At 52.5% G+C, this 18,830-nt stretch carries 18 protein-coding genes; all 18 read left to right on the forward strand.

Features of this window, described 5'->3' with window-relative positions:
• Positions 1 to 14 precede the first annotated feature (14 nt).
• The 18 genes from tssK to ACIPZH_RS11450 all read left to right on the forward strand — a co-directional run bounded on the left by tssK (position 15) and on the right by ACIPZH_RS11450 (position 18,627).
• Entirely contained in the window at positions 15 to 1,352 is a 1,338-nt protein-coding gene (gene tssK / locus ACIPZH_RS11365; RefSeq protein WP_400636221.1) for a type VI secretion system baseplate subunit TssK, read from the forward strand.
• A gap of 1 nt (position 1,353) precedes the next feature.
• Positions 1,354 to 2,202 carry a type IVB secretion system protein IcmH/DotU gene (icmH, locus tag ACIPZH_RS11370; RefSeq protein ID WP_400636222.1) on the forward strand — a complete coding sequence of 283 codons (849 nt, stop codon included), beginning with the start codon at positions 1,354 to 1,356 and terminating at the stop codon, positions 2,200 to 2,202.
• A 134-nt stretch (positions 2,203 to 2,336) separates the two neighbouring features.
• Positions 2,337 to 2,861, forward strand: a complete 525-nt coding sequence (locus tag ACIPZH_RS11375; RefSeq protein ID WP_400636223.1) for an Hcp family type VI secretion system effector — start codon at positions 2,337 to 2,339, stop codon at positions 2,859 to 2,861.
• A 72-nt stretch (positions 2,862 to 2,933) separates the two neighbouring features.
• The gene (locus ACIPZH_RS11380; RefSeq protein WP_400636224.1) at positions 2,934 to 5,333 is read left to right on the forward strand and encodes a type VI secretion system Vgr family protein; all 2,400 of its coding nucleotides are present in this window, start codon (positions 2,934 to 2,936) and stop codon (positions 5,331 to 5,333) included.
• A 3-nt stretch (positions 5,334 to 5,336) separates the two neighbouring features.
• Complete coding sequence (locus tag ACIPZH_RS11385) at positions 5,337 to 6,206, forward strand: VRR-NUC domain-containing protein (protein WP_400636225.1); 870 nt, start codon at positions 5,337 to 5,339, stop codon at positions 6,204 to 6,206.
• Positions 6,203 to 7,468: a type VI immunity family protein gene (locus ACIPZH_RS11390; RefSeq protein WP_400636226.1), complete on the forward strand. Its 1,266-nt coding sequence runs from the start codon at positions 6,203 to 6,205 to the stop codon at positions 7,466 to 7,468. The genes ACIPZH_RS11385 and ACIPZH_RS11390 overlap by 4 nt, the downstream gene beginning before the upstream one ends.
• Positions 7,461 to 9,527, forward strand: a complete 2,067-nt coding sequence (locus ACIPZH_RS11395; protein WP_400636227.1) for a type VI secretion system Vgr family protein — start codon at positions 7,461 to 7,463, stop codon at positions 9,525 to 9,527. Before ACIPZH_RS11390 ends, ACIPZH_RS11395 begins: the two co-directional genes overlap by 8 nt.
• A gap of 14 nt (positions 9,528 to 9,541) precedes the next feature.
• Complete coding sequence (locus tag ACIPZH_RS11400) at positions 9,542 to 10,897, forward strand: DUF2169 domain-containing protein (RefSeq protein WP_400636228.1); 1,356 nt, start codon at positions 9,542 to 9,544, stop codon at positions 10,895 to 10,897.
• A 1-nt stretch (position 10,898) separates the two neighbouring features.
• Positions 10,899 to 11,255 carry a DUF4150 domain-containing protein gene (locus ACIPZH_RS11405; protein ID WP_400636229.1) on the forward strand — a complete coding sequence of 119 codons (357 nt, stop codon included), beginning with the start codon at positions 10,899 to 10,901 and terminating at the stop codon, positions 11,253 to 11,255.
• Positions 11,256 to 11,259: 4 nt separating this feature from the next.
• Entirely contained in the window at positions 11,260 to 12,351 is a 1,092-nt protein-coding gene (locus tag ACIPZH_RS11410; protein ID WP_400636230.1) for a hypothetical protein, read from the forward strand.
• 21 nt (positions 12,352 to 12,372) lie between these two features.
• The gene (locus ACIPZH_RS11415; RefSeq protein ID WP_400636231.1) at positions 12,373 to 12,804 is read left to right on the forward strand and encodes a hypothetical protein; all 432 of its coding nucleotides are present in this window, start codon (positions 12,373 to 12,375) and stop codon (positions 12,802 to 12,804) included.
• Positions 12,805 to 12,817: 13 nt separating this feature from the next.
• Positions 12,818 to 13,237 carry a tol-pal system YbgF family protein gene (locus ACIPZH_RS11420; protein ID WP_267817137.1) on the forward strand — a complete coding sequence of 140 codons (420 nt, stop codon included), beginning with the start codon at positions 12,818 to 12,820 and terminating at the stop codon, positions 13,235 to 13,237.
• 1,155 nt (positions 13,238 to 14,392) lie between these two features.
• Entirely contained in the window at positions 14,393 to 14,908 is a 516-nt protein-coding gene (locus tag ACIPZH_RS11425; protein ID WP_267817139.1) for a hypothetical protein, read from the forward strand.
• A 48-nt stretch (positions 14,909 to 14,956) separates the two neighbouring features.
• Positions 14,957 to 15,328 (forward strand): hypothetical protein, encoded by a 372-nt coding sequence (locus ACIPZH_RS11430; RefSeq protein WP_400636232.1) that lies wholly within the window; start codon positions 14,957 to 14,959, stop codon positions 15,326 to 15,328.
• Positions 15,329 to 15,454: 126 nt separating this feature from the next.
• A complete protein-coding gene (locus ACIPZH_RS11435) occupies positions 15,455 to 15,955 on the forward strand; it encodes a hypothetical protein (protein ID WP_267817143.1) in 501 nt (166 codons plus the stop codon).
• 378 nt (positions 15,956 to 16,333) lie between these two features.
• The gene (locus ACIPZH_RS11440) at positions 16,334 to 16,996 is read left to right on the forward strand and encodes a GAD-like domain-containing protein (protein ID WP_400636233.1); all 663 of its coding nucleotides are present in this window, start codon (positions 16,334 to 16,336) and stop codon (positions 16,994 to 16,996) included.
• Positions 16,997 to 17,274: 278 nt separating this feature from the next.
• Positions 17,275 to 17,817: a hypothetical protein gene (locus tag ACIPZH_RS11445; RefSeq protein ID WP_400636234.1), complete on the forward strand. Its 543-nt coding sequence runs from the start codon at positions 17,275 to 17,277 to the stop codon at positions 17,815 to 17,817.
• A 312-nt stretch (positions 17,818 to 18,129) separates the two neighbouring features.
• Complete coding sequence (locus ACIPZH_RS11450) at positions 18,130 to 18,627, forward strand: hypothetical protein (RefSeq protein ID WP_400636235.1); 498 nt, start codon at positions 18,130 to 18,132, stop codon at positions 18,625 to 18,627.
• Positions 18,628 to 18,830 lie beyond the last annotated feature (203 nt).

The raw sequence follows: 18,830 nt of genomic DNA on the forward strand, positions 1-18,830 counted from the left end.
GACATGGAGCGCTCATGAGTTCACGTAACCCCGTCCTGTGGCCTGAGGGCCTGTTCGTCAAACCGCAGCATTTCCAACAGGCTTGCCGTGCCGCCGAAGCGGCGTTGCATCAACGTCTTGGTAGCCTGAACGCCGCCTTCTACGGCTTCAGCGAGCTGCAGTTGAACGATGAATACCTGAGCCTGGGCAAGGTCGCCATCACCCGTGCACGAGGCATCATGCCGGACGGCACAGTGTTCGATATCCCCGCAGACCTGCCACCACCCCCACCGCTGGAAATCGAGGACGACGGCGCCAACGACAGCGAGATCTACCTGTGCCTGCCGCTGCGTACCGAAGGTGGCCGGGAGGTGAGCTGGCCCGACAATGCCGCCAACTTCCGTTACCGTGCCCACGCAGAGGAAATCAAGGACACCCACAGCGCCGACGGAGACTTGGTGCAAGTCGACCTGGCGGTGCCGAATCTACAGCTCAAACGCAAGGCCGAAGACAGCAGCGCTTATACACGGTTGGCTTTGGCCCGCATTCTGGAACGCCGCCCCGATGGCAGCCTGCAGCTGGATGAGGGGTTCTACCCCACCAGCGTTTCGGTGCGTGCGGTGCCAGCGCTGCAACGCTTCCTTGAAGAAATCACCAACTCCCTTCGCGAACGTGCGCGCAGCCTGGCCGCCCGCATTGGCGCCTCAGGGCAGTCCGGTATCGCCGATATTCGCGACTTCAACCTGCTGCAGGCCATGAACCGCTGGTGGCCGTGCTTCCAGCATCTGGCTCGGCAAGGGCAGACCCACCCCGAGCAGCTCTACCTGTGCATGAGCCAGGCCTGCGGTGAGTTCGTGACCTTTACCGACGAGAGCCGGCTGCCACAGGAATATCCCGCCTATCACCATACTGCGCTACGCACCTCCTTCAAGCCGCTGGAAGATACGCTACGCCGGGCACTGAGCACAGTCTTGCAACCACGCGCCGTTTCGCTGCCATTGGAGACGCTGGAGTACGGCGTTTTGACAGCCGCGTTGGAGGACCGCCGACTGATCGATGGGGCCACGTTCATCCTTGCAGTGCGCGCCGATCTGCCACCCCAGGCGTTGCGCCAGATGTTCATCCAGAAAGCCAAGATCACTTCACTCGAGGCACTGGAGGAGTTGGTGCAGTTGCAACTGCCCGGCATTCCCTTGAACACCTTGCCGGTGGCGCCTCGCGACCTGCCCTTCCATGCAGGCTTCAGCTACTTCGAACTGGATCGACGTGCCCCTGCCTGGGCATGCATGAAAAAAGCCAATGGGTTCGGGATTCATATTGCAGGGGACTTCCCTGGGCTAGAGCTGCAGTTCTGGGCGATTAGGAGTGAATGAAATGAAAAATGACACTCACAACAGTCAGGGTAACGATAAAAAGTTCTTCGGGGCGATAGAGAATGCTGATAGCGGGGCGAATACATCGCCTGCCGATCCTCAATCAGAAGTACAGGCCCAGCCTGCTTCTGAAGGCTACCCCGCCGACCCGGAATTTCAACTGCGCGGTGGTTACGTAAACCTGATGCTGGACGCCGCCGCCCCCTTGTTTGGCCTGGTGATACGCCTGCGCACCTTGGATGCGTTGCCCAACATCCAGGAGGTGCACCAGCAGGTAAGCAACACGATCGTCAATATTCGCGAGGAGCTACGCCAGCACGGCTACGAGCCCGCTCAGTTGCTGGCGTACTCCTACGGCCTTTGCCTGTTCATCGATGAAGCGGTCATGGAAAGGCCCTGGGGTAAAAACAGTTGCTGGAGCCAGAAACCGCTGCTGAGCATCTTCCATGACGAAACCTGGGGTGGGGAGAAATTCTTCACCGTGCTGTCGCGCTTGATGCAGGAACCCAAGCGCTACCAGGACGTGTTGGAGTTCATGTACTTCGTGCTGTGCCTTGGCCTGAAGGGCAAATACGCCATCGCGCCGAAAGGCGAAGAGTCACTGAACGGGCTTATTCACCAGCTCCACGGGATCATCCGGGAACTGCGCGGCCCCGTGCCGGAATCGGTCTGCGACCCCTACACCAACGTGGCCCCGCGCAACTTCCGCATGAACCGGCAATGGCCGTGGTGGAGCCCGCTAGTGATTTCCGCGATCGCCATGGCGGTGGCCTACGGCATCTACAGCTACCGGCTGCACTTGATAACCACCGAAGTGCTGGAGTCGCTCAACAGCATTTTGCAGCAGTAAACAGCCGACAACCGACGCAACTGAATTCAACGGATTGACGAGGCGATTTGCTTCGTTGACAAGCCCATCACTCTCGATGGCCACGCCGCCTTTGGCACGCGTGTTTTATCCACATAGATGCAGGAGTCATTGTTATGCCAACACCCGCTTACATTTCTATCGAAGGTATAAGCCAAGGAAACATCACTAAGGATGCCTTTACTGCCGACTCGGTGGGCAACGTTTATGTTGAAGGTCACGAGAATCAAATTCTGGTACAGGAAGTCAGTCACCGCATCACCGTGCCCACCGACCCTCAAAGCGGTCAACCGGCAGGACAGCGTGTTCATGGTCCACTGGTGTTTACATGCGCTCTCAACAAAGCCGTACCGCTACTTTACAGCGCTCTGTCCACTGGTGAGATGCTGCCAAATGTCGAGCTCAGCTGGTATCGCACTTCTATAGAGGGCAAGCAAGAACGCTTCTTCACGACCAAGTTGACCGATGCCGTAATCACCGATATCGACTTGACGATGCCGCACATTCAAAACCAGCAGAACAAAGACTTCACACAGTTCTTCAAAGTTTCAATGTCTTATCGCGGCATTGAATGGGAACACATTACAGCCAGCACTGCGGGTTCGGACGACTGGCGTAAACCAATAGAAACAGACGTTTAATTTAACACTGCAGCAACCGGGCAGGCTTACTGCCCGGACTGTGACGTGTAGGCCAGCGAAATAGGATTTCAAATGCCTCGCCAATCTGACTTGCGTTACAGCTTCCAGCCTCTAATTGGCAAAGCTGAATTCGAAGTGGTGTCGTTCGAGCTTCGAGAAGGGATCAGCATACCCTTCGAGCTGGACCTGAAATTGGTCAGTTTCGAAAACGATATCGACTTCGGCCACCTGCTCGACCAACCCGTGCTCTTCACCATCTGGGAAGGCGAACGCCCAGTGCGCTACGTGCACGGCCTGGTCAGCCGTTTCAGCCAGGCGGAAAGTGGCTTCTATCGCACCTACTATGACGCACTGATCGAGCCGCAGCTGGCCCGTGCCAACCTGCGTTCGAACTGGCGCATCTTCCAGCAGAAGACCGTGCCGCAGATTCTTGAATTGATGCTCCAGCGCCAGGGCATCAACCAATACCAAGTGCGCGCCAGCATGGACCATCAGGTCCGCGAATTCTGCGTCCAGGCCGGTGAGACGGACTTGGCGTTCATCGACCGCCTGGCGGCCGAAGAGGGCTTCGTCTACCGCTTCGCGCACAGTGAAAAGCTGCACAAGCTGATCATCACCGATCGGCTGCAGTCCCTGGGCCAGATCAGCCATGGCGCCATCAAAACCGACGATGAAGATGAAGGGTTCTACGATGACGACGAGCCTATAGACCCTAACCGCGTGCTGTACCACACCAACAGCGGTGGTGACCAAACCAAACCCTGCCTGCGCCGCTTGCGCTACAGCGAGCAGGTGCGTACTGCCCGCCAAGTGCAGCGCGACTACACCTTTACCAACCCGGCCTACCGCCAGGAGCACAGAGCCGCCGGGCCCTTCCTGGAGCATCAGTCCAGAGAGTACGAATACTTCGATTACCCAGGCCGCTATAAACGCGATGCCGTGGGCAAACCGTTCACTGAAAACCGCATCACTGCGCTGCGCCATGATGTCCGTATTGCCGAGGTCCAGGGCGATGACGTGCGCCTGCAACCGGGCCTCAGTTTCACCCTCACCGGTCACCCACGTGACGATCTCAATACGCATTGGCGGGTGAACACCGTTACCCATAGAGGCCACCAGTTCACCAGCCTGCAGGAAGAAGCCGCCGGCGCCGATGCAAGCACGCGCTACGAGCAGACCGCAGCGCTGGTCCCCGGCAGAACCGAGTGGCGCCCTGCCCCATTGGCAAAACCGCGAATCGACGGACCGCACATGGCCACCGTCGTCGGCCCACCGGGCGAAGAAATCTACTGCGATGAATGGGGCCGGGTAAAAGTCAGTTTCCCCTGGGACCGCGAAAGCCAGAACAACGAGTTCAGTTCGTGCTGGCTGCGAGTATCTCAAGGCTGGGCGGGTGGCAGTTGGGGCTCGATGGCCATCCCTCGGATCGGCCAGGACGTGATCGTGCAGTACGTCAACGGTGACCCCGACCAGCCGATGATAACCGGGCGCACCTACTGCGGTGATCAGCTGCCGCCTTATGACCTGCCCGATCACAAGACGCGGATGACCATCAAGAGCCAGACACATAAGGGCGATGGTTTCAATGAGCTGCGTTTCGAGGATGAACTGGGCCGGCAGGAGGTATTCATCCATGCCGAAAAGGACCAGAACAACGTCGTCAAAAACAACGAGACCACCTTCGTTGGCAATGACCGCAGCGAACGCGTGGACCACAACGAAACCCTCTCCATTGGTGACCACCGCACTGAAGACGTTGGCAAGAACGAAACAATCAGCATCGGCGCCAACCGCAGCGTGACCATCGGCGCCAACAAGACTGAAACCATCAGTCTCGCCAAGGCGGAAACCATCGGTTTGGCCAAGGCCCTGACCATCGGGGCGGGCTACCAAGTGAGTGTCGGTGCGGGCATGAACACGACAGTTGGGCTCAGTCAGAGCGAACAGGTGGGGATACATAAGAAAGAAACTATAGGGAAGCGCTACAGCATCAGCGCTGAGAATGAATTTAGCATTGAGGTCGGAAAATCCATACTTTTGATGAAAAGCGATGGATCAGTGCTAATCAACGGACACAGCTTCACGTTTGAAGCGACAGGCCCTGCAAAGATCAGCGGACGGATAGTCGACCTAAATATAAAAGAGCCAGCTGAACACCAATCAATCTCTGCGCCATACATCGCAAGATTCACCTTAATCAAAAGCGACGACCAAAAATATGAAGGCTATAAGTACTCGTTATCAGACGGCAAACGAACCCTTCAGACTGGCATAACTAAACAAGACGGAAATACCGGGTGGATACAAACGGAAGCAGCAACACCAATCTATTTGAAAAAGGCAAAAATGCGTGAAGACCAGAAAATAAGTGATCATTGGCGGCCTCGCCTGATGACCATCTCGAACGTACCCAAAACGAAACTTTCCGAACTAAACGTTGACTATTTGGACATTTTTGGCGAGGAGGACTGACCTATGCCTGGCCCAGCTCTCCCATGGTTGATCAGGGGCGGACACACTGCTTGGAAAGCTTATACCGCATACGAATCAGCTCAAACCGCAGCTGACGCTGCAAAACTAGCGGCAGAAATTAGCGCCAGAAGAAAGGAATTCACTAAATTATTCGAAACAACCATACAACAACTAAAAGAAGAAATAACCATAAACACTCAAACCATGGAACTTATAGGAACATCCGGCAAAAGCACCGTTCACCGAAGAGGCACTGAAGGATCAACATTCAGAGAATTCATCGAGCGCAAAATTCCTTTCCGCCCAGCGATTAGCCTGATCTGTAATGCGGCGCTGACCAGCCCTATCAGAGTCCCAAGAAGGCTTAAGAAAAAAATTCCGGGCGAAGTGATAGAAACGACAATCGAAGTTACCCTCAAACAAACCACCGCATCTTTGGTCGTCGAGGTAATTGATGAAGTACTAGAATGGCAAAGCCCGCTAAAAGCGGAACCCAACTATGACAAAGTAACTAAGGCGCCCTATCTTGGCACTCCCGAAACACGGCCACAGAGGCTCAGCGAAATTTTTCCATTTTGGCCGCGCCCTAGAAACAGCTTAGCTCCCGACCTGGTAATAGTGGAATATCGACAAAAACCATTCGAGTCAAACAATGTATTTGCCGCTGTAGAAATAAAATTCCCTAGAGACTGGGTAAAGGTGAGGCAACTAGAGGAATACGCTCACTTAATGACACCAAAATCTGGCCCGAACCCACGCAAAGCCGGAAAGGAAAAGGTGGCGTTATTGAGAGTACCTGAGGACTGCACATCAACTACGGATGAGGACACCACAAAAAAAGCGTCAACACAAAACAGAGGGAGGAAAAGATGAGTACCACGCGCCCATTGTTTACTGCAGCCGAGCTTGACGAATTCTCCGAGTTGCTTAAGGAGTGGCCGAACAGCGCATTTGGGAACGAAGCATGCGAAATTGGCGTAAGCCCGTTCTTGAGTTTTTACTTTCCCTACTCACCGGAAAAACATCAAGAAACAATGAAATCCATAATTTCCATCCACAAAGCGTTTGAGGCACTGCTTGATTTCCCTTATGTAATTGCCACGCACCCTGTATCCGAAAAACCTTATCCCTATAGCTCGACTCGCATACCTGACATAACAAAGCTGGCCGAAAAATGGAAGATAGACGAGAGCTTTACCTTAAATTTTACAGACGAACCAAATCATGGTTATTCACCGTCCACTGCCGGATATTTTTGGCGAAGCGCCACCTGGGACGGGGTGAGCAATAATGCATATTCCTCCATACTTTTATACTACCGCTGGAGTTGGTGGTTAGAAAATCGCGAACAATGGAGAAACTTGACACTCAAGACGATCGATCTGTTGGAACCCCACCAGGTTTACTGTGGCCTCGCGGTCGCCAACCCATTGGAGTTCGGCGCCCGTTCAGAAGCAGCAACATGGGAGCGATCGTTAGCCGCTCGCTTCTACGGCCTTGATATCGAATTCCCATTTGGAATGCGAGACGAGTTAATGGATGGAATAAGGCCACCCACATGGGGTTTTTTCCTATCCGATTATTGGCGAGAAAAGCTAGCTCTGGATCGTGAGGCCGTGCAAAAAGCCTTGAATCATCCAAATATATCGATAAAAGAATTAAGAACAGGCCAGTGGATAGAACTAGGAGAGCGCCCAAGTCTTTATCCGGTGGAGAATGGCCTTCCCGAACTGCCTATCATAATCAACAAGGTAATTAAGCCAATACGTCATAAAAACCTAGGGCTAATTGGTTTCGGACAATGGTCGGGCGACCCTAACGAACGCTTCTCCGACATTGATGCCGAGCGCTGGCTTGGTCGGTTCGATGAAGAGAGTGACTGGCCCTTGCGTAGCGCGCGCTTTAACAGCCCTCGCAATCCACAATACACGCCGCATCTTACAGCCATGCCCGCCGGTAGCCAATGTCCCGTAGACGGCTGGTGGACTACACCTGCGAAATTAAAATCAAGAAAGTTCTTCGCGAAAGGAGAGATATTCCCAGACGTTAGGACTGAATCAGCAAAGGGGCATATCGTTTGGCTGTGGGACAACAATCAGGGATTAGAACAACCGGGCGGGAGCAGCGATGCTTAGACAATCCGACGTCCGTTATAGCTTCCAAACGCTGGCTGGCAAAGCTGAATTCGAAGTGGTGTCGTTCGAGCTTCGAGAAGGGATCAGCATACCCTTCGAGTTGGACCTGAAATTGGTCAGTTTTGAAAACGATATCGACTTCGGCCACCTGCTCGACCAACCCGTGCTCTTCACCATCTGGGAAGGCGAACGCCCAGTGCGCTACGTGCACGGCCTGGTCAGCCGTTTCAGCCAGGCGGAAAGTGGCTTCTATCGCACCTACTATGACGCACTGATCGAGCCGCAGCTGGCCCGTGCCAACCTGCGTTCGAACTGGCGCATCTTCCAGCAGAAGACCGTGCCGCAGATTCTTGAATTGATGCTCCAGCGCCAGGGCATCAACCAATACCAAGTGCGCGCCAGCATGGACCATCAGGTCCGCGAATTCTGCGTCCAGGCCGGTGAGACGGACTTGGCGTTCATCGCCCGCCTGGCGGCCGAAGAAGGCTTCGTCTACCGCTTCGCGCACAGTGAAAAGCTGCACAAGCTGATCATCACCGATCGGCTGCAGTCCCTGGGCCAGATCAGCCATGGCGCCATCAAAACCGACGATGAAGATGAAGGGTTCTACGATGACGACGAGCCTATAGACCCTAACCGCGTGCTGTACCACACCAACAGCGGTGGTGACCAAACCAAACCCTGCCTGCGCCGCTTGCGCTACAGCGAGCAGGTGCGTACTGTCCGCCAAGTGCAGCGCGACTACACCTTTACCAACCCGGCCTACCGCCAGGAGCACAGAGCCGCCGGGCCCTTCCTGGAGCATCAGTCCAGAGAGTACGAATACTTCGATTACCCAGGCCGCTATAAACGCGATGCCGTGGGCAAACCGTTCACTGAAAACCGCATCACTGCGCTGCGCCATGATGTCCGTATTGCCGAGGTCCAGGGCGATGACGTGCGCCTGCAACCGGGCCTCAGTTTCACCCTCACCGGTCACCCACGTGACGACCTCAATACGCATTGGCGGGTGAACACCGTTATCCATAAAGGCCACCAGTTCACCAGCCTGCAGGAAGAAGCCGCCGGCGCCGATGCAAGCACGCGCTACGAGCAGACCGCAGTGCTGGTCCCCGGCAGAACCGAGTGGCGCCCTGCCCCATTGGCAAAACCGCGAATCGACGGGCCGCACATGGCGACCGTCGTCGGCCCACCGGGCGAAGAAATCTACTGCGATGAATGGGGCCGGGTAAAAGTCAGTTTCCCCTGGGACCGCGAAAGCCAGAACAACGAGTTCAGTTCGTGCTGGCTGCGAGTATCTCAAGGCTGGGCGGGTGGCAGTTGGGGCTCGATGGCCATCCCTCGGATCGGCCAGGACGTGATCGTGCAGTACGTCAACGGTGACCCCGACCAGCCGATGATAACCGGGCGCACCTACTGCGGTGATCAACTGCCGCCTTACGACCTGCCCGATCACAAGACGCGGATGACCATCAAGAGCCAGACACATAAGGGCGATGGTTTCAATGAGCTGCGTTTCGAGGATGAACTGGGCCGGCAGGAGGTATTCATCCATGCCGAAAAGGACCAGAACAACGTCGTCAAAAACAACGAGACCACCTTCGTTGGCAATGACCGCAGCGAACGCGTGGACCACAACGAAACCACCTCCATTGGTGACCACCGCACTGAAGACGTTGGCAAGAACGAAACAATCAGCATCGGCGCCAACCGCAGCGTGACCATCGGCGCCAACAAGACTGAAACCATCAGTCTCGCCAAGGCGGAAACCATCGGTTTGGCCAAGGCCCTGACCATCGGGACGGGCTACCAGGTGAGTGTCGGTGCGGGCATGAATACGACAGTTGGGCTCAGCCAGAGCGAACAGGTGGGGATACATAAGTCGGTGATAGTCGGCAACACGTTCAACATCACCGCCGGTGACGAACTGAGCATCACCGTGGGTAAGTCCACGCTAGTGATGAAGTCCGACGGCACCGTGCTGATCAACGGCAGCAACTTTGACTTCAGTGCCACAGGGCCTGTGCAAATCAACGGCAAGGATGTCGATATCAACTGAAGGGGTAACCCAAGATGAAGTTTCGCAACCTGACGCCCTTTGACGTCATGTGCTTCAGTGCGCTCGCGCCTGACGGCCAGGAACATCCGGTCATCGCAATGAAGGTTGGCTATCGCCTTGAACCGGTTGAAGATCAGGCAGGCCGGTATCGCGCTATCGTCATCGATAAAGACCCGCTACCGCTATGTAAAGCCGACACCTACTACGGCGAACCCGGTATGGGCTCTGTGCTCGAGGAAAGCGACCTAGCGCCCTTCAAACCCCGCTGCGATGTCATCGTAGTCGGCCACTCACATGCGCCTGCAGGTCGTCCGGCACACACTTGGGAGGCTGGGATACGCGTCACATCCACCCGTCCCAACATCGAGCTCTCTGATCCAGCGCCGCCGAAGCGTGCACCGGGTGTTCGCCTCACCGCCGCCGAATTGCAAGAGCATCAGGCCAACATCTTGGACGTGCGGCGACGTAATAGAGAACAGCGCACGCCGAAGCTGTTATTGGACAAAACACTTCGCTTCACCGGCCCGCGTGAGTTTCGTCATGGGCTACTGGGATGGCACTTGTCCGAACCAGAACTCGCCACCCGCGTTCCACTGCGCTGGGAATGGGCTTTTGGGGGGGCGAGCCAAATCGCCAACCCACAATTTGGGCGCGCACCCGATGCTCCCGAGTTTCTCCTCAACGAAGTCTGCTTTAGCAACCCATTAGGCCGGGGATGGCTAGAGCACCACCATGGAAAGCTGCATTACGAGCTGACGGGCGACTTCCTTGAGCGCTTGCCGGCCGCCCAAATAGAACATCTGGACGATCCCATTGAACGCCTCGTTCGCACACGGCACCCGGCGGGCCCGCTGGATGCATCAGCTATGGCCGATGTGGCCAATGGGTATGGCTACACGCCCGCAGGCTTTGGCATCGTCGGCCGCGCCTGGTCACCACGTCTGGCTCTCGCCGGCACCTATGATCAAACCTGGCAAGACAACCACTGGCCAGGTCTGCCGCAAGACTTCGACTTCGCTTACTGGAACGGTGCCCCCTCCGATCAACAGATCCCTCACCCAGCGCCCAACGCGCGCATCACGCTGTTCAATCTGACCGATCCATCATTGAGCGCTGACGGACGCTGTGACATCCAGTTACCTGGGCACAGACCTTTCGTACTCATGCGTATGACCAACGGTGTGATGCTCCCGCTGCCCATGCTCACCGACACGCTACGCATCGATACCGATGCCATGACGCTGTCAATGACCCACCGCATCAGCCTGCCCGGATCGCTCGATATACGTGTGCTCGAAGCACGGTTTGAGAGCAACCCTGACGCTCCGATCATCCGGCGGGCAAAACGCGACAATAGGGAGCAGGTGTGACATGGCCGACAACGTAATGGCCCGCCAACAAGGCAAATGGACAGTCGTCAGCATCGCGCCCGATGTTTGCAAAACGCCCATGGGCAGTAGCATTCCACCCGTGCCCTACCCCGTTACCGCAGAGCTCGATACCAGCACCGGGGTTGCCCAGAGCGTACGCGCCAATGGCCATCCGGTTGTGATCTACAAACGTAGCTTTACACCCAATACCATCGGCGACGCAGCCGGCAAGGCGAAAGGTATAAAGAGCGGCACTGTAGAGGGCAAGTGTCACCCACTGGAGCACAGCAGTTCCGTGCGTGCCGAGGGGAGTCATCTGGTTCGTCATGGCGACTTGTTCTGGATGAATGGGAGCTGATGCCATGACGGATCAGCCCGTGCAACTGGACACGCTTCATGTCCAGGTCCAGGAGGTAGCACTACGCAAGCTGCCAGGCGGCCCAGACAGGATGTTCATACAGACTGACGGCACCGGTAAGGTGTTGGTCGACTTTGCAGATGGGGTCAGCGAATGGGGCGAGGCCCTTCAGCTTGACCAAGAACGATATGAAGCACTGCGCAAGGAGGCATTTCAGAGAGAACTTGCTGACCTGCAGGACATACCCACCTACACTGAACTCTACCCTCCCGCAGGCCGCGGTGGCGCTATCACCTCGCCCAATGGCAACACGCTGGGGCGCGTGAACGGTGAAACGCCTGCAATGGGTAAGGCTGCGAACGACGCCAATGCTGAGGTGGACAGCGAGACGCCCGCGGAAGGGGTAACGGGCGAACAGGCGCTGGACGGTATTCAGTTAGGGCTGGATATTGTTGGCTTGATTCCGGTGGTGGGCGAGATCGCCGATGTCGCTAACGCCGGCATCAGCCTATCGCGCGGGGACTATGCGGGTGCCGCATTGTCGCTGCTTTCGGCTATTCCGTTCGTAGGTTACTTGGGTACAGCAGGAAAGGTCGGACGTCACAGCGCGAAGCCAATTCAGGAGGCGTCGACTGAAGTTGCAAAGAAAACCTATGAACGATCGGTTAAAGAAACCACTGAGAGTCAGGCAAAAAACACGGTTGCTGGAATAGATGGTTCTGGAGCTAAAGTACTAGAGAAGGCAAAATCACTCAGGGAGAGGTATCTAGGACGCACGCCAGGAAAGAAATCCAAGACGGGCCGGGAGGTCCAAGAGCGTATGCGCCATGAAGGAAAGCTACAAGATAACCCATATACAGGCAAACCCGAGTTTATGGCATCAGATGGAAAATGGTATGACCTGAGCAAAGCGGATATGGCTCACAAAGAAGATGCTGTCGTATGGTGGAACCGCGTAGGGCGCAAACACGGAGCCAAAAGCCCAAAAGTGAGAGAGTGGATGCTAAAATCTGACAACTACTATCTTGAACACAGATCCATAAATAGAAGTCGAGGCGCAATCACAGGACAGAAACACCAATACGACACCCCCTGAAATACCGGAGTGGATTTTCATATGAAGGTTAACAAAGACCACCTAGATCGCATTAAAGAGCTGGCAACATCGGGAAGAAAAGCATGGCTCGCTGGCAATCTCGAACTCGCAGAGCATGATTTTCTTGCCTCATGGGACGCAATACCAGAACCGAAACTAGAATACGACTTCTCTCAAACAGCCTCATACGGGATCACCATTTTCTACAGATCAACCGGGCAGATTGAAAAAGCTAAATTATGGCTTAATATTGCGCGCAGTTCTTACGGTGCCGGCGAAGCCTCTGAGGAATACATAAGCTTCCTAGAAGCAACAATACTATTTGAAAACAACGAACTGGAGCGCGCATACGAGCTGTTTTATCCACAATACAAAAAATATGGAAAAAGAGCTTTTGAAGGCGAAGATAAAAGATACTTGCATTTTGTAACAGAACGAACAAAGGAGTCTTAAAGTGGAGCTTCCAATGAAGACCTATAACGCCATAAACTCTCTTTCGCAAGAAGGCAATACACTCATGGATGCGGATGAGTTTGACCTCGCAGTTGAGAAGTGGCAAAAAGCAATTGATCTCATTCCAGAACCTAAAACAGACTGGGAAGCCTACATGTGGCTATCCGCCTCTATAGGGGATGCTTTATACCAAAAAAAACTCTATGAGATCGCAAGCGCAAACTTTATCAACGCTCTGAATGCACCTGGAGGGATCGAAAACCCATTCGTACATTTTCGATTGGGGCAGTGCCAAACCAAGCTTGGTAATGAACGACTAGGATTGGATCACTTACTAAAGGCCTACATGCTTGATGGCGAAGATATATTTCTTATGGAAGCCGATGGAATATTTTCACTGGAACTACTGAAAAATCGAGGACTCGTCAATTAAATTTACCACCAAACAAACATCAATCAATTCGACCACCAAGACGTAGCACCAACATAGAGTCCTGACCTTAGGACTTATGCCATAGCCACAAGTAGTGACAAGGCGAAGACACGAAAAAACGGGACGATTGTAGCTTGATTGCCAGCGCGGCAGACCGCAGCTTTCGTCGTTTAAGCTATGAAATCGAGAGAGGGAGGCGCACTTTTCAACACGTGTGTTGCCACCGCTCCAAGCACGGCAGAGGGTACTGACCTGGTCGTACGCCAATATTTCAGCGGGCGTAGGACGATTGTAGGTAGGGCGATTTTAGCTTTGAAGCAAAGAATATTTTCTGACATTCAACAGCCCCTGAGTACGCAACCAGCAAGATTTGGTGTTTCATGACCTCCTATCTACCAGCAACTTCAAATGATTGCTTCCAACTCCAATACTGACGCGGACAGCAAGCCCCCGCAGCAGGGGTAAAGGGCGAACAGGCGCTCGACAGTATTCAGTTATGGCTGGATATTTTTGGCTTGACTCCAATGGCCGAGATCGCCGATTTCGCTAACGCCGGCATCAGCCTACCTCTGGGGCTATGCGGGTGCCGCATTGTCACTGCTTTCGGCTATTCCTATTGTGGGATATGCAGGCACAGCAGCCAAGGTTGGACGATATGGCACCAAAACGGCAAGCGATTCATCAACCATAGTACCAAGACGAGCCAGTGAACATGAGGCGAAACTAACAAACGATAGATCACCAACAAAATAGGTGAAAATCTTTCCGGCAAACCTGCCAATGAAGTGAGTAAGCACCGTAAAAAGCGAGCAGGCAAAGGCGGAAAGGAAATATGGTGATCTGAAGAGGAAAAGTGGTAAGTGCAAATACACTCGCGACCATATTCCCTCTAAAGCAGCTTTGAAAGCACGCGCAGAAACTTGGAGAATGGATCAGTAGACACCGATTGAGGATGCAAAAAGCTGACGGCCGACTTCCATTAATTAAGGCCTCTGTGGCCAATCGGAATGGCTACTCGCCCGCAACTTTAGCGTGGTCGGCGAAACTTAGTCACCACGCCTGGCAATCGCCGGCAACTATGATCAGGCCTGGCAAGACAATTTTTTAGGAGGCTGATCGAAGACCCTTTGCACAAAAAATTATGGAGCTTTAGGAATGAATACTCTAGACCACGACAGCAAATATCCAACACCTGAAAATTTCTTACATGCAATACATAAAGACTCAAACTCACCAGAGCTCAATTTTATTTTTTCCGAACTCAAAATCTCCAGGCAAGACCTAGATCACTATCAACTAGATGTCAACGGTCAGCGAATTTGGTCAAATGACATATTGGGCCTTCAGTTGGAATTCAAAGATATTGGACTACTAGAGAAAGTTCCATATCACGACATTGATGAGGGGCCATGGGTGCTCACGGATGTTATTTTCTGGGGATGGCAGCGAGAAACTAATACTTTTTATATGGGTCCACTTCCATACGGATTGGACTTCAGCATGGACCGCGGCCAGGTAAGAATTAAGCTCTCCACAGATCTTGGAGAGCCTGAGATATTCGGATTTTCCAATAATATCGATGCTTGGAGGTTAGGAGAGGTCGAAATCACAGTCGACTATGACGGAGCCAGGGGTATTCGCTGCATCAGTCTTGGGCTTCCAGTTGAATAACAAATGTCATTGCGGGTATTTCCAAATTTTTTGAGGAATGGCGATGACATGAAACTTCATGAAATAATAGCATTCTTCGGAAAGAGCACTTCTGACCCAGAAGTTGATTGTATGCTGCACTCTCTGGGCATAACACGCAGACCCCAACTGCACCGCCCCGCTTACCCTCCTTATGAGGTGATCCTGCGTGCGAGTTTTTTGGGCATGCTATTTTCCTTTAGCGAGCGAAACTACTGGGAAGGCTTGCCGATAACTTTACACGGCAGAAGCAACACGCTGATATTCACAAATATCGCCATCACGTCAGGCAAACCTCACATCATGCGCCCGTATACCGGCAATGATTTACCTTTTGACTTACATTGGAGCGATGATCGAACCAGAGCCCGCGAAAAGCTAGCAAAAGCTGGTTGGAGTTAACAACTACGCGCCTACAAACGAGACGCCTGGTGGCTGCCTAACTATCACATTCGTCTGACTTATCAGCCCGGAGATATAATCAGCCCAGAACTACCGGGAATTTTTGATATCAGTTTAGGAATTACAATGCCTCCGTCGACTGAACCCTATCCGCCCTACGAATACCCTTCAGTTGACCAAATTTATGAGCTCTTCGGACAATCTCCCGCCACCTCAGACTTCCAGTATATTTTCCGCGACTTCGATCCTGCCACATTAATGAATGAGTCAGAATTAGAGATCGTTGAAAGAAAAAATCACTATGGGTTTTCGCTGTATTTCGACAAGTCAAAACGTGCTTCGGACGGGCGACCCACATTCGCCGGAATCAATATGTGCCGTGACCGTCTAGGGACATCGACGGCTTGGAGGGGTCCATTGCCTTTCGGTCTAAACTTCGATGACAACCCTTGCATTTTAGAAGAACGACTTGGTCAAAAAGCCGATCACTGGAGTGATAACATAGTCTTCGGAGATGCCCGTTGGTTCTTTCGAAATTTTTTGATATGGATAAATTTTGACAACATGGATAACTGCATTGAATCAATTCGGATATTGCGCGCGGGCTATAGGGATGATTTACTTTAATAAAATTACATCGCAGCGCGCTCAAGCAATTATATCATTTTACTGCGAGTGCCAATATGGCTTTACGGTTGAGCCATTTTCATGAAACCCCGCCGCGAAAATTATTGGCGCCTCGCCAGATTTACCTAAACCCAAGCTCCCGAGGCGGCAAGATAAGCCGTTATGGCTTACTGTTTCTCACAAATTTTTGGCAAAAGTATAGAGCACTTTCACTTAATTACTTGCCACAAAAATCGTGATCAAGAGCCTGCAAGCGGGGGGCATGCAGCACTATTGGTGAAAGCTGGGGGCATAAGGCGGGAATGGAGAAAATCGAACGTGCGGCCAAAAGGGTGTCAATCTAATCATTAGTCCAACAGATAAAAAAGGAAATAATTTATGCGAGATTTAGATTTTGCTGAGTTCATCGAGTGCTTTGGAGAAGCCATTCAACAAACCCACGTTCCAGAAGCAAGCATTGCGAAATGGAAGGATACACTCCCTCCTGTATTAATCCAATACTGGCAAGATGAGGGGTGGGCAGGATATGGAAACGGAATTTTTTGGACTGTTAACCCTGACGATTACGAACATCTTAAAGACACCTGGCTGAAAGATACACCGATAGAATTTCTTGATAGATTCCACGTCATAGCCAGAAGCGCTTTCGGAAACCTATACTTATGCGGCGAAAAAACCGGGCATAGTGCATCAGTTATCTGTAACAACAATGAGATACTTGCATTAAAAAGCCGCCTAAAACCTAAAGAGCTGGCAAATCAAAACATGACAATACAATCACTATTTGGAACCAGCGAACTCGACGACTATGATAACACCGATTCAAACGGCAAACTTTTATTTGAGCGCGCACTTAAGAAATACGGCCCACTTGCCGTCGACGAAATGTACGGCTTCGAACACGCCCTTGTGGCAGGAGGGAAGCCCAGCTTGGAAAATCTTCGTAAAGTAAAGCTCGATCCTCACTTGCTAATTCTACGCGATCTCGACACTCCGAAACTACCCCTCTCCAATACAGACCTAGAAAAACTGATGAAATAATCCAACTTTATTCGATAGGAATATCCCTATGAAACGACCATTAGACGAGATAAGGATTCAGACAGCAAAGACATCGCATCAACACAGGAAGTACAACCTGAACTAAAACTAAACTGGACAATTATCATTACAGCCTTGTTTTACCATTGAGACCACGGGCAATCTAACTACATTTAATGTAAGCGGCCGGGAAAAAACCTACCGACCCCTTGTATTCCAGGCATACAGCATTCAAACAATGCTTAGCCTTTAAGCATCTTAGGAAGTCAGGATTAAGAATGTTACTCACCATGGAACAAATTGAGTCTGAACTCAGAACGAAGTTTGAGCCTTTCGGCAGCGACATGAATGACCTTATCCTTAAACGCCGCACATCGCCCCGCAAAAATATAAACATACTGGAAAATTCGATCAGTGCAAAGATCCCAAGCGATTTTTTGATGTTCATCCAACAGTACGACATGAAGAATTTTACGCTTGGGCCGATATCATTCGGAACACACAAAGATTACATTGAGCAACTCATAGAGATCAATGCAGACAATGAATTTAGTCGCTGGCGGACAGGAAAGCTAAGACCAAGCAACACTATTGCCATTGCAACCTCCGATCCTTATACAATATTGCTAAATACGGAAAATGGGAGAATTTTTGCTATCACTAGCGAATCAAAAATGTCTGACTGGAAAACAATCGCCTTTAATTTTGAAGCATTTGCAAGAGGAGTCGGAACTATTTTCCTAAAACAAGGAAACGCTTCAGAAATAATACCTGCGGTACACGCAGAGAACGGTGAGTTCTGGGAAGAGCTTTTATCATGAAGAGGTGCCGTCCGCAGTAATACCTGAACATCTGCGACGAACCTATCTTGCAATCCGCTGTATACGCGTCTCGTCGCTTGGGCGACGGTAGCCATAACACCGTCATCGGGCGGCACTTATTGCACCAGCTCGACCAGAAGCGTGGGCATCCTCTGCCGCCCCCAACAACGGCCAAAGCCCAGCCAGGAATTAGGAGTCATGAGCCACTGGGGCAGCGATTGAGACGAGTACCGGTTCGAGTACAACCTAGAAGCCGGTGAAACCCTCGTCACGAACAATCTCGGCCGCCGTGATCACTACTATAGGGGCCCATTGTACGAGGTCTATAAACACATCGATCCACTCGGCAATTGCTGGCAAGAAGAGACTGTCGCCGGCCAACTGCTGAAAAGCATCGACCCTCTAGGAGGCGAATGGCGCTACAGCTACGACGATATCGGTCGCTTGATTGAAACCCGCGATCCCCTCGGCCGCAGCGAGCACATCAAATACTTGCGACCCTGGGCATTGCCGGTCCAGGTTACCGATACAGCCGGGCGAACTCAGCAATACGGCTACGACAAACACGGCAATCTGCTTTGGCAGCAAGACCCGCTGGGCCGCAAAACACAGTATCAGCGCAACCCAGAAGGCCGCGTTACCCAGATCACTGATGCCCTCGAAAAGAACAAGTACCTGACTTGGAACACTTGCGGTCAGTTGCTCAGCTACCGCGACTGTAGCAATGCCCAGACGCCGTATCACTACGACGTCCATTGCAGCTTGCATGACAGCATCAATGCCTGGTCGGACGCCATGGCTACAGCGTAACTTTCCGTTACGACACCGATGCTTGACTACTGGAACTCACAAACGAGAATGAAGAATCATACCACCTCGGCTGGGCTGAATTGGATCACTTGGCTGGACTAAAAGACCTGAATAGCAGTGGTCACCTCTATGTCTACATCGTGTTGAATGAGGTACCACGCATTACCCATGTTAACAATTTAAAAGAATAGAATTTCAGTGTA

This window comes from Pseudomonas sp. NPDC089758, assembly GCF_044748705.1.
Lineage (GTDB): Bacteria > Pseudomonadota > Gammaproteobacteria > Pseudomonadales > Pseudomonadaceae > Aquipseudomonas > Aquipseudomonas putida_X.

What these genes read in the sequence shown, in the direction of transcription:
- ACIPZH_RS11430 (WP_400636232.1), top strand. Translation starts at nt 14,957, where the DNA reads ATGAAACTTCATGAAATAATAGCATTCTTCGGAAAGAGCACTTCTGAC.
- ACIPZH_RS11445 (WP_400636234.1), top strand. Translation starts at nt 17,275, where the DNA reads ATGTTACTCACCATGGAACAAATTGAGTCTGAACTCAGAACGAAGTTT.
- ACIPZH_RS11440 (WP_400636233.1), top strand. Translation starts at nt 16,334, where the DNA reads ATGCGAGATTTAGATTTTGCTGAGTTCATCGAGTGCTTTGGAGAAGCC.
- ACIPZH_RS11385 (WP_400636225.1), top strand. Translation starts at nt 5,337, where the DNA reads ATGCCTGGCCCAGCTCTCCCATGGTTGATCAGGGGCGGACACACTGCT.
- ACIPZH_RS11400 (WP_400636228.1), top strand. Translation starts at nt 9,542, where the DNA reads ATGAAGTTTCGCAACCTGACGCCCTTTGACGTCATGTGCTTCAGTGCG.
- ACIPZH_RS11425 (WP_267817139.1), top strand. Translation starts at nt 14,393, where the DNA reads ATGAATACTCTAGACCACGACAGCAAATATCCAACACCTGAAAATTTC.
- ACIPZH_RS11410 (WP_400636230.1), top strand. Translation starts at nt 11,260, where the DNA reads ATGACGGATCAGCCCGTGCAACTGGACACGCTTCATGTCCAGGTCCAG.
- ACIPZH_RS11420 (WP_267817137.1), top strand. Translation starts at nt 12,818, where the DNA reads ATGAAGACCTATAACGCCATAAACTCTCTTTCGCAAGAAGGCAATACA.
- ACIPZH_RS11415 (WP_400636231.1), top strand. Translation starts at nt 12,373, where the DNA reads ATGAAGGTTAACAAAGACCACCTAGATCGCATTAAAGAGCTGGCAACA.
- ACIPZH_RS11380 (WP_400636224.1), top strand. Translation starts at nt 2,934, where the DNA reads ATGCCTCGCCAATCTGACTTGCGTTACAGCTTCCAGCCTCTAATTGGC.
- ACIPZH_RS11405 (WP_400636229.1), top strand. Translation starts at nt 10,899, where the DNA reads ATGGCCGACAACGTAATGGCCCGCCAACAAGGCAAATGGACAGTCGTC.
- ACIPZH_RS11435 (WP_267817143.1), top strand. Translation starts at nt 15,455, where the DNA reads ATGCCTCCGTCGACTGAACCCTATCCGCCCTACGAATACCCTTCAGTT.
- icmH (WP_400636222.1), top strand. Translation starts at nt 1,354, where the DNA reads ATGAAAAATGACACTCACAACAGTCAGGGTAACGATAAAAAGTTCTTC.
- ACIPZH_RS11390 (WP_400636226.1), top strand. Translation starts at nt 6,203, where the DNA reads ATGAGTACCACGCGCCCATTGTTTACTGCAGCCGAGCTTGACGAATTC.
- tssK (WP_400636221.1), top strand. Translation starts at nt 15, where the DNA reads ATGAGTTCACGTAACCCCGTCCTGTGGCCTGAGGGCCTGTTCGTCAAA.
- ACIPZH_RS11395 (WP_400636227.1), top strand. Translation starts at nt 7,461, where the DNA reads ATGCTTAGACAATCCGACGTCCGTTATAGCTTCCAAACGCTGGCTGGC.
- ACIPZH_RS11375 (WP_400636223.1), top strand. Translation starts at nt 2,337, where the DNA reads ATGCCAACACCCGCTTACATTTCTATCGAAGGTATAAGCCAAGGAAAC.